General features: G+C 62.8%; 9 protein-coding genes and 1 pseudogene. 8 read left to right on the top strand and 2 right to left on the bottom strand.

What is annotated here, in order from left to right:
• A partial coding sequence (locus tag ACK5L9_RS08275; RefSeq protein ID WP_416910990.1) for a transposase occupies nucleotides 1-242 on the top strand: 242 nt, incomplete at its 5' end.
• Nucleotides 243-758: 516 nt separating this feature from the next.
• On the opposite strand, the gene ACK5L9_RS08270 is transcribed toward ACK5L9_RS08275, so the two are convergent.
• A complete protein-coding gene (locus ACK5L9_RS08270; protein ID WP_416910989.1) occupies nucleotides 759-2,708 on the bottom strand; it encodes an alpha/beta hydrolase domain-containing protein in 1,950 nt (649 codons plus the stop codon).
• Between the two features lie 445 nt (nucleotides 2,709-3,153).
• Between ACK5L9_RS08270 and ACK5L9_RS08265 the strand changes: the two genes are divergently transcribed.
• The gene (locus ACK5L9_RS08265; RefSeq protein WP_416910988.1) at nucleotides 3,154-3,489 is read left to right on the top strand and encodes an RES domain-containing protein; all 336 of its coding nucleotides are present in this window, start codon (nucleotides 3,154-3,156) and stop codon (nucleotides 3,487-3,489) included.
• Between the two features lie 280 nt (nucleotides 3,490-3,769).
• Here the strand turns inward: ACK5L9_RS08265 and ACK5L9_RS08260 are convergent, their stop codons facing one another.
• A complete protein-coding gene (locus tag ACK5L9_RS08260) occupies nucleotides 3,770-4,789 on the bottom strand; it encodes an Ldh family oxidoreductase (RefSeq protein ID WP_416910987.1) in 1,020 nt (339 codons plus the stop codon).
• A gap of 87 nt (nucleotides 4,790-4,876) precedes the next feature.
• Between ACK5L9_RS08260 and ACK5L9_RS08255 the strand changes: the two genes are divergently transcribed.
• The 6 genes and pseudogenes from ACK5L9_RS08255 (at nucleotide 4,877) to paaC (ending at nucleotide 10,648) form a co-directional block, all read left to right on the top strand.
• Entirely contained in the window at nucleotides 4,877-6,127 is a 1,251-nt protein-coding gene (locus tag ACK5L9_RS08255) for an NAD(P)/FAD-dependent oxidoreductase (protein ID WP_416910986.1), read from the top strand.
• A 3-nt stretch (nucleotides 6,128-6,130) separates the two neighbouring features.
• Nucleotides 6,131-7,132, top strand: coding sequence for a 4-hydroxyproline epimerase (locus ACK5L9_RS08250; RefSeq protein WP_416910985.1), 1,002 nt, complete (start codon nucleotides 6,131-6,133; stop codon nucleotides 7,130-7,132).
• Nucleotides 7,133-7,300: 168 nt separating this feature from the next.
• The gene (gene pcaF / locus ACK5L9_RS08245; RefSeq protein WP_416910984.1) at nucleotides 7,301-8,506 is read left to right on the top strand and encodes a 3-oxoadipyl-CoA thiolase; all 1,206 of its coding nucleotides are present in this window, start codon (nucleotides 7,301-7,303) and stop codon (nucleotides 8,504-8,506) included.
• 20 nt (nucleotides 8,507-8,526) lie between these two features.
• Nucleotides 8,527-9,525, top strand: a complete 999-nt coding sequence (gene paaA, locus ACK5L9_RS08240; RefSeq protein ID WP_416910983.1) for a 1,2-phenylacetyl-CoA epoxidase subunit PaaA — start codon at nucleotides 8,527-8,529, stop codon at nucleotides 9,523-9,525.
• 14 nt (nucleotides 9,526-9,539) lie between these two features.
• Nucleotides 9,540-9,827: pseudogene (gene paaB, locus ACK5L9_RS08235) on the top strand (1,2-phenylacetyl-CoA epoxidase subunit PaaB).
• 29 nt (nucleotides 9,828-9,856) lie between these two features.
• Nucleotides 9,857-10,648 carry a 1,2-phenylacetyl-CoA epoxidase subunit PaaC gene (gene paaC / locus ACK5L9_RS08230; protein WP_416910991.1) on the top strand — a complete coding sequence of 264 codons (792 nt, stop codon included), beginning with the start codon at nucleotides 9,857-9,859 and terminating at the stop codon, nucleotides 10,646-10,648.
• Nucleotides 10,649-10,660 lie beyond the last annotated feature (12 nt).

Raw genomic sequence — 10,660 nt, 5'->3', positions numbered from 1 at the left:
TCGATGCCGATTGGCTGCTTGCCGAGTTGGACGCGCGGGGCGCGAGCGCGGTCATCCCGCCGAAGGCGAACCGAAAAATCAAACGTGACTACGACAGGCACGCCTATAAATGGCGGCATCTGATCGAGAACTTCTTCGCAAAGATAAAGGAATTCAGAGCTATAGCCACGCGTTACGAAAAGACGGCCTGCAGTTACACCGCCAATTGGCATCTCGCCGCAACCGTCATCGCCGCAAAGTGAATGTCCACGAACCCTAGCCTGTCCTCAAGTCCGACGATCCCTGTCGTATCGATCACCAGATAAACGTTGGACGGCGACCCGTTGAAGTCGCCGATAAACCAACTTTCCAAGGGCTTAGGTGTGTAGCAATCATGCCCTCTTTCGATTGGATCAACGCCATTGATATAGGTCATTCTGGATTGTTGACCATCACGTTCTATCTTCTGAACATCATCCACAGCGGCCCAATGTTCATCTTCACACATGATTACCCTACTGAAGCGTAAGTCAAAAACTGTGCAAAAATTATGTTCTTCCCGCAAGTACCCTGTGATATTCGTTCTTATACGTGAATGCCACCCGTGGGGCATCGGCTATGTGCCTTACACTGTTCGGCTGGTGGCGATCCTGACGATTGCGCCGTAGGGGGACTATGGCGCTGATGTCGGAATGGACTGCATCCTTGCGCCCTGAGCAGATGACGGGACCACAGGAGAAGCGGGGCCGGCGAAACCGCCGGCGGCTTGTGGTTTCAGGTCACTGCGATACCGATGCGAAATCCGTCCGGGCGCGCTCCGTGATCAGATCAATATCGGCTTCCAGCATCAGGCCCTGCTGAACCAGCGCCTCGGCTGCGGCGATGGTCGCCGCGACATAGGCGTCCTGATCGGCATAGCGTTCGCTGACGGGCTTGCGGCTGTCGCCATCTGCGCTGTCAGCATTGGCGGGGAAGGGCAGGCGGCTGCCCGTCAGGCCGCACAGATCGCCTTCTGCGAAGCCTTCGTTCCGGGGGTTCCAGCCCCACAGCGTCGCCAGCGCCTCGGACACGGCCGGCATCTCTATGCCGCCCGTTGCATTCCCGTCCTCGTCCATCTGCGGCACCAGCACGGGATAGGCCCCGCCTCCACCCGGTGGCTGGCTTGAATAGTCGCGGACCTGAAGGACGTTATAGGCCGGAATGAACGCGCCAGCGCCCGCGATATGTGGCAATGACAGTTCCGACAGCGGCACAAGCGTCCCATCGGCAAGTGTCGGATAGCGCGAGGCAGGCGGCTCTTTATCCGTCGCGATCCAGTCGTTCAGGCCCGTCAGCAGCGCCCGCATGATCGGCGCGGGCGAGATCGGGTTCGATGCGAACCGGCAAATCTCGGTTTGTTCGGGCGTCGCGGACCAAAGCGTGAAATGCTGCGTCCCGGCCAGAAAATACAGCCTGACATTGTCTGGCATGGTCAGCGGCTCGCTCTGCGCCGAGGTCGTCAGCAGCCCGGCGCGCGCCTGCCAGAATTCGGTGTCCGTGTCGGTGTGAAAAAGTTTCGGGCAGGTATTGCTGGCCGTGCATTCGGTCAGGATGCTTTCGGTCCTGCCGCTGAACGGGTCGGTGGTTTCAGTATAGGTGAACGGAAACTGATCGCCCTGGATATCGTGATCCTCGTGCTGGCGGGAATAGCGTCCGGCCTGCGCAAAGCGGAAATTCGTAAAGGATTTGCGCGATCCCGCGATATGGGGAACGGCCCCGTCAAAGACCTGGTTTCCGGCCTCGTCGGCGTTGAAGCCGTGATAGATCAGATCACGCAGAAAGCGTCCGGACTGCGACACGCCAAGGCCGATGGTGCGGTCGATCCCCTCAAGCGGCGTTGCGACGTCATGGCCCGGATTGCCGCGCAGGAATGACACCAGATCACTGGTCCCCGTAAAGGCAAGCCCGGCAGGCAGCGCTCCGGTGGCCGGATAGATGAATTCGAAAATGGCCCCGGCATCCAGCCCCTCGGGCTTGGTGATCTCGATTTCGTTGCCGGACAGATAGCGGAAGGACAGGTCCGGGGCGGTGGCGCGTGGATCGGTGGCGCGCAGGCGTACGGTCAGCGTGGCCTTTTCCGGGTCCTGATCGGCCGCAGGATAGACCAGTTTGGCGGTCGAGACACGATCCGGCTTGTCGAACACGAATTCCTCGCGCGACAGGCCCGTTACGCCTTCGGCGGTCGGGACCGTCAGGTTCAGCACCTCGGGCGGCAGGTCGGTCTGCCAGCCGCTCCAGACCAGGGTATAGCCCTGTTTCATCAGGAACCCGTCACCCGCCTCGGCCACCGTTTCCGGGATGGTCGGCCCCTCGGACAGGTTCAGCAGCCTGAATGCCAGCGTCGTGCCGCGGTTCAGAACCTCATAGAACAGGGTTCCGTTGCCTTTTGAGGCATCGATGGGACGTAGGATGGAAACCTCGGTTTCGTATTCGACAAGACCATCCGCATTGACCGGTACCTTATCCAGATCCACGATCCTGCTGCCCGCCCCGGATGCGGGATCAATGGCAAAACGGACGATCCCGTCGATCCGTTCATAGGCCCCGGCATTTCCGAATTCGTGGCCTTCGAAGGCGGGGTTTACGGTTCGGGTGACTTCGAAATCCACCACCTTGGATGTGGCCGGTTGCGACAGCGGCAGGACAGCGAGAATCCCCCCGGCGATGCCCTTGGCTAAAGATGCGGTCATTATGTTATCTCCTCCTGGTTAGTTCTGGCCTTCCGTCCTTCCGTCGTCGCTCCACTGTTCGTTTCGGGTGATTGTCCATCTGGTTCTTATCACCATCTGCGGGCTTCTGGGCTGAGTTTCTCGCCCGTGTGGCGAGAAATGCCTGCACCCGCGCCATATCCTTCGGCCCCGGCCGCCGCCAGAAGCGGTTGCAAAGCGTTTTGTGCAGGCCGTATTCGGTGTTAGTGCCCGTCCATTGCAAACCATGCTCGATGAGGTAATTGATTCCGCTTGGAACCATGCGGTCATTGGCCCGGCTGACGCCCCGTTCCTTGGGAAAGAACGGCGCAATCCGTTCGGCTTGATCCTCGGTAAAGCAAAACAGACGTGATAGGGGCGATCCTCGTTGACGCCTTGAATTTATTTTGAAATAAAGGTGATATTTCTTTTTGGGGCGGAAAGGGCAATGGCTTCGCTGACCGCAGAAGGGGCAGCGTTGGCGATCCAAAGCTATCTCGGTGAAAGGGTTCCGAGACTGCTTGTTTCGATGCGGATGGACGCCAAATACGTCGCCGATGAACGTGGCAACCCAGACGCATCTATCGTTTGGCAGGACATCTGGAGGGGCGGAAGTCCTTCACCCACCTGGGTATTTTCGGACGCTGCTCGAAAAGCCGGAGCGCAAGCTATGCTATACTCATCCCGATCACGCCCCGAAATCGCGCACGTCGTGGTCCTTGACACAGATTGCCCGACCTATGTCGGGCCGACTTCCGAATTCAATGCAGAGCGCCCTTTATAGGTTCTGACCCTAAACCCGCAGCACGAACGCCTTCGCCCGAAAGACATCGCCACCCGCCGCAGGCCCGTGCAGGGGGTCCGGGGCGCGCAGATCCCCCGGCCACCGCAGGACGCAAATTCGCACCGCTGACGTCACGCAACGCACGATACCGGTGTACAGCCTGTGCCGCCCCGGTGCCCGCCCCAGTGTCGCCCCGAACCCTGCATTTGCTGGCCACTCCGGCCACGCCCCAAGCCTCTGTTGCATTCACAGCCAAAACAACGCCCGCAGCCGTTGCGCGTCAGGCGTCGCGGATCAGCCGGTCCAGCAGCTCGATTTCCCCGGAGGTCAGACGCACCCCATGAGCCTCGGCCAGCGCCCGCGCGGCAAAGCGGCGCTGCGATGGCAGCCGGGCACCCTGGCCGGTGATCGCCGTGAACAGCGTTTCGGCCCGCGCAAAGGGATCGCCATCACGGCCATGGGCAAAGGCCTGCGGCGAAAAGGCAAGGATCAGTTCTCCGTGCCGGGGCAGGAATTCGGTCGTGCCCAGATAATCCAGCGCTTCACGGCTGGTCAGATCGCCGATCATGATCCCCGCCAGCAGCTCGATCATTGTCCCGATGGCCGATCCCTTATGTCCGCCAAAGGGCAGCATCGCCCCGGCCAGCGCGGCCTCGGGGTCGGTCGTCGGCTGACCGCCCGCATCCACTGCCCAGCCATCGGGCAGGGGGGTGCCGGCACGGCGATGCAGTTCGACCTCGCCCCGCGCGGCGACCGAAGTGGCGAAGTCAAAGACATAGGGCGGCTGACCGGGCCGGGGCCAGCCAAAGGCCAGCGGGTTGGTTCCCAGCAGCGGCCCCGTGCCCCCCGTAGGCGCGACGGTGGCATAGCTGGGACACATGGCAAGCCCCGCCAGACCCTGCGCCGTGATCGCCTCGATTTCCGGCCAGAGCGCCGAAAAATGCGTGCAATCGTTGATCACCAGCGCCGCCATGCCGTTCTGCGCGGCGCGTTCGGCCAGCACCGGCAGGGCCAGTTCAAAGGCCGCATTGGCGAAGCCGCCGCGCGCATCGGCACGGACGATTCCCGCCGCGTCCGAGGGCAGCAGCACCGGCACCGCACGCGGATCGACCTTACCCGCCCCGATGGTGCGCAGCAGCCCCTCGATCCGGTAAATTCCGTGGGCCTTGCTGTTGTCGCGTTCGCCCGCGACAATCACACGCGTTACCGCGCCCGCCTGTTCGGGCACCAGCCCCGCCTTCAGGAAAATCGCCAGAACGCGGGTTTCCAGCGCATCTATGGTCCAGTTGGTTTCTGACATTTTATTCCTTCCCGGCTGCGTTGCCGACGCCTTCGCAGGATTGTATACTAACTGTATTCAACGCAGGTGTGCCGGATGGGGGCGGGGATGGTCAAGGAGAATCGCGGGGCGGATGTGATCGTGATCGGCGCAGGCGTGATCGGCCTGTCCTCGGCGCTGGAATTGCAGGCGCGGGGCTTGTCGGTCGCGGTGCTGGACCGCGAGGGGCCTGCGGCGGGCGCGTCGGCCGGGAATGCCGGGGCTTTCGCCTTTACCGACATCCTGCCGCTGGCTTCGCCCGGTATCCTGCGCAAGGCTCCGAAATGGCTGCTGGATCCGCTGGGGCCGCTATCGGTGCCACCGGCTTATGCGCTGCGGATCGCGCCATGGATGTTCCGGTTCTGGCGGGCCTGCGCGCCCGCGCAGATGGCGCGTTCGACCAGGGCGCAGACGGCGCTGATGGATCTGTCGAAGGCGCGGCTGGAGCCCTTTCTGACGGCCACCGGAACGCTTGGCATGCTGCGCAAGGACGGGGCCTTGCAGGTCTATGAATCACAGGCCGAGCTGACGGCCTCGTTGCCGGGCTGGCGCCTGCGCGAGGAACACGGGATCGCGTTCCGGCATATGGATGCTGCGGAAATGGCGGGATTGCAGCCCGGCCTGTCGCCACGCCTGACCCATGGCACGTTCACGCCCGGCTGGTATTCCATCGCCGATCCAGGGGATTATACACAGGCCCTTGCCGAACGGTTTCGCGCGGCGGGGGGCCTGATCAGGCGGGCGGCGGTCGCTGCGCTGTACCCGGTCGGCGGCGGGGTCGAGGTGTCGGGCGCTGACGGCACAATGCGCGCCGATCATGTGGTGATCGCGGCGGGGGCGTTTTCGCGCCCGATTGCCGCTTCGGTTGGCGACCGGGTGCCGTTAGAGACCGAGCGCGGCTATAACACCACCCTGCCGCCCGATGCCTTTGACCTGCGCTGCCAGATCACCTTTGGCGGGCATGGCTTTGTCGTCACGCGCCTGTCCTCGGGCATCCGGGTCGGTGGCGCGGTCGAACTGGGCGGGCTGACGCGCCCGCCGGATTTCCGGCGCTCGCAGGCGATGCTGGACAAGGCGCGGCGTTTTCTGCCGGGGCTGCGCCCTGCGGGCGGCACGCAATGGATGGGGTTCCGCCCCTCGCTGCCCGATTCGCTGCCGGTCATCGGAAGGTCGCGTGCGACGCCCCGCGTCATCCACGCCTTTGGCCATGGCCATCTGGGTCTGACGCAATCGACAGGAACGGCGCAAATCGTCGCCGACCTGATCACCGACAGCCCGCTGCCGCTGGATATTACTCCTTTCTCTGCCCAAAGGTTCTGACACATGGCCAGCTATACGTTTTCCTGCATCGACGGACATACCTGCGGCAATCCCGTGCGGCTGGTCTCGGGCGGGGGGCCCAGGCTTGAGGGCGCGGACATGCTGGAACGGCGGGCGCATTTCCTGCGCGATTACGACTGGATCCGCACCGGCCTGATGTATGAACCGCGCGGACATGACATGATGTCCGGGTCGATCCTTTATCCGCCGACGCGCCCCGATTGCGATGTGGCGGTGCTGTTCATCGAAACCTCGGGCTGTCTGCCGATGTGCGGGCATGGCACCATCGGGACGGTGACGATGGGGATCGAGAACGGGCTGATCATGCCGCGCATGCCCGGACGGCTGGCCATTGATGCCCCGGCGGGACGGGTCGAGATCGAATACCGGCAAGAGGGGCGATTCGTCGAAGAGGTCCGGCTGACCAACGTGCCCTCGTTTCTTTACGCCGAAGGGCTGACCGCTACGGTCGAGGGTCTGGGCGAGATCGTGGCAGATGTCGCCTATGGCGGCAATTTCTATGCCATCGTCGAACCGCAAAAGAATTTCCGCGACATGGCCGATCACAGCGCCGTCGATCTGGTCGGCTGGTCGCCCCGGCTGCGCCGCGCCCTGAACGAGAAATATGACTTTGCCCATCCCGAGCATCCGCAGATTACCGGCCTCAGCCATATCCTTTGGACCGGAGCGCCCACCATTGCGGGGGCACATGCGCGCAACGCGGTGTTTTATGGTGAAAAGGCCATTGACCGCTCACCCTGCGGAACCGGCACTTCGGCCAGGATGGCGCAGCTTGCCGCAAAGGGAAAGCTGGCCGTCGGCGACGAGTTCTGGCACGAATCCATCATCGGCTCGATCTTCAAGGGCCGGGTCGAGGCGGCGGCCACCGTGGGCGACCGCGCGGCCATCGTGCCATCGGTCGCCGGATGGGCACGGATGACCGGGATCAACACCATTTTCATTGATGACCGCGACCCTTTCGCGCATGGTTTTGTCGTGACCTGACAACCCCTTGCGTCCGGCTTGGGCCGGGGAAATACTTGGCCCGCAACAATCGCGACAAATCGTCGCCAGCCGCGAAAGAAAAAACCATCTTCACGGATGCGGAATTTGGCTCTATATTAATGACCGAGCGGTCGGTAAATTGTTTTCGACCGGCCGGAGGGGGAACTTATGGCAGAAGCATTCATCTGTGATTCGATACGTACGCCTGTGGGCCGCTATGGTGGGGCGCTGTCATCCGTCAGGGCGGACGATCTGGCGGCCATCCCCCTGCGGGCGCTGACAGAGCGGAATCCCGGTGTGGCCTGGGCCAGCGTGGACGATATCATCATGGGCGGAGCCAATCAGGCCGGCGAGGATAACCGCAATGTCGCGCGCATGGCCGGGCTGCTGGCTGGCCTGCCGGTCGAGGTGCCGGGTACCACGATCAACCGGCTGTGCGGATCGGGCATGGATGCCATCGGCATGGCCGCCCGTGCGATTCGCGCCGATGACGGCGACTTGCTGCTGGCAGGCGGCGTCGAAAGCATGTCGCGCGCGCCCTTTGTCCTGGGCAAGGCGGACAGCGCCTTTTCCCGCAAGGCCGAGATGTATGACACCACCATCGGCTGGCGTTTCGTGAATCCGCTGATGAAAAAGACCTTCGGCATCGATTCGATGCCCCAGACGGCCGACAATGTTGCCGCTGATTACGGCATCAGCCGCGCCGATCAGGACGCATTCGCCCTGCGCAGTCAGGCCCGTTGGGCGGCGGCGCAAGAGGCAGGGATCTTTGCCGAAGAAATCGTCGCGGTGACGATCCCGCAACGCAAGGGCGATCCGGTCATTGTCGATACCGACGAACATCCGCGCCCCTCGACCACGCCTGAACAGCTTGCGAAACTGCGCGGCGTGAACGGCCCGGATCTGAGTGTGACGGCGGGCAACGCCTCGGGCGTGAATGACGGCGCGGCGGCGGTGATCGTCGCCTCCGAGGCCTCGGCGCGGGCCAATGGCCTGACCCCGCAGGCGCGTGTTGTCGCCATGGCGGCGGCAGGGGTTGAACCCCGCATCATGGGCATCGGCCCGGTTCCCGCCACCCGCAAGGTTCTGGCCCGCGCGGGGCTGAGCATCGACCAGATGGATGTGATCGAACTGAACGAGGCCTTTGCCGCGCAGGGGCTTGCCGTGATGCGCGAACTGGGCCTGCCGGACGATGCGCCGCATGTGAACCCCAATGGCGGCGCGATCGCCATCGGCCATCCGCTTGGCATGTCGGGCGCGCGGCTGGTACTGTCCGCCACACGGCAACTTCACCGCACCGGCGGGCGTTATGCCCTGTGCACGATGTGCGTCGGCGTCGGGCAGGGAATTGCCATGATCATTGAACGGGTCTGAATTTTAGGGGAGGCATCAGCATGTATGCTCAGATGGTAAAGTCGGAAGGCATGAAAGCGCCCGAGGAAATGACCCCGGAGGAACGCGCCTTTCAGGAACGCATCGACCGCAACGAAAAGATCGAACCCAAGGAATGGATGCCCGAGGGCTATCGCAAGACGCTGATCCGCCAGATCGGCCAGCATGCCCATTCCGAAATTGTTGGCCAGTTGCCCGAAGGCAACTGGATCACCCGCGCACCCACGCTGGAACGCAAGGCGATTCTGCTGGCCAAGGTGCAGGACGAGGCCGGGCATGGCCTGTATCTGTACAGCGCCGCCGAGACCCTGGGCGTCACCCGCGACGACCTGACCGAAAAACTGCTGTCGGGGGCGATGAAATACAGTTCCATCTTCAACTATCCGACGCTGAACTGGGCCGATATGGGCGCGGTCGGCTGGCTGGTCGATGGTGCGGCGATCATGAATCAGGTGCCGTTGCAGCGGACATCCTATGGCCCCTACAGCCGCGCGATGATCCGCATCTGCAAGGAAGAAAGTTTCCACCAGCGGCAGGGCTATTCCATCATGATGAAGATGGCCGCAGGCACCCCGGAACAGAAGGAAATGGCGCAGGACGCGCTGAACCGGTTCTGGTATCCAGCGCTGATGATGTTCGGGCCGTCCGACAAGGACTCGGTCCATTCCGCGCAGTCGATGGCGTGGAAGATCAAGATGAATACCAATGACGAGCTGCGCCAGAAATTCGTCGATGAAACCGTGCCGCAGGCCGAATATCTGGGCCTGACCGTGCCGGATCCGACGCTGAAATGGAATGACGAACGGGGGCATTACGACTTTGCCGAACCCGATTGGGAAGAATTTTTCGACGTCATCAAGGGCAATGGCCCCTGCAATCAGGAACGGCTTGAGGCACGCCGCAAGGCATGGGCCGATGGCGAATGGTTCCGTGACGGGCTGAACGCCTATGCCGGGAAATCCGCGGCACGCCGCGCGGCGGCCTCTGTTGCCGCCGAATAAAGGGAGGAGATCACATGTCCAGGAAAGAATGGCCGCTCTGGGAGGTTTTCATCCGGGGCCAGCACGGGCTGAACCACCGCCATGTCGGCAGCCTGCACGCGCCTGATGCCGAAATGGCGATCAACCACGCGCGCGACGGATAGACCCGCCGCCAGGATGGCGTGTCGATCTGGGTGGTGACATCCAGCGACATCACCGCCAGCGCGCCCTCGGAAAAAGGGCCGCTGTTCGACCCGGCGGAAAGCAAGGTCTATCGTCACCCGACCTTCTTCGACATTCCTGACGAAGTGGGGCATATGTGATGGCGGTTGCACATATCACCGCGCCGCCCATGGAGGTGGGCGATTCCGCGCTGGCGAACGAGGCGCTGAAACCCGCGCTGTTCGACTGGCTGTGCCGGATGGGCGACAATTCCATCATTCTGGGGCATCGCATTTCCGAATGGTGCGGCCATGGCCCGGTGCTGGAAGAAGATATCGCGCTGGCCAACACCGCGCTGGATCTGATCGGGCACACGCAGATGTGGCTGGGTCTGGCCGCCGAGGTCGAGGGTGCGGGCCGCACCGCCGACGATCTGGCCTTTCTTCGCGATGCGCTGAAGTTCCGTAACGTCAAGCTGGTCGAACTGCCGAATGGCGACATGGCCGTCACGCTGATGCGCGAATTTCTGTTCGATGCCTTCCATTTCGAGATACTGACCGCACTGACCAAATCGGCCAGCCCGCGCGTTGCCGAAATCGCGGCGAAGGCGCTGAAAGAAGTCAGCTATCATCTTGAACGTTCGTCCGATCTGGTCGTGCGTCTGGGGGATGGCTCGGCTGAAAGCCACGCCCGAATGCAGGATGCGCTGGACCGGCTGTGGCCTTATACGGGAGAGATGTTCACCTCTGATGCCGTGGACGAGGCGGTGACGGCATCCGGAATCGCGCCCGCGCTGGACGATCTGCGCGCCGACTGGGACAAGACCGTATCCGAGATTCTGGACGAGGCGACTCTGAGGCGGCCCGAGGGGCGTTTCGACGTCCACAAGGGTGGCAAGCAGGGTCGGCACACCGAACATCTGGGCTATGTTCTGGCCGAAATGCAGTTCCTGCAACGCGCCTATCCCGGCGCAAGCTGGTAAGCCGATGCAGCC

This window comes from Paracoccus sp. (in: a-proteobacteria) (genome assembly GCF_047973135.1).
Lineage (GTDB): Bacteria > Pseudomonadota > Alphaproteobacteria > Rhodobacterales > Rhodobacteraceae > Paracoccus.
This window is presented reverse-complemented; position numbering and strand designations above follow the sequence as displayed.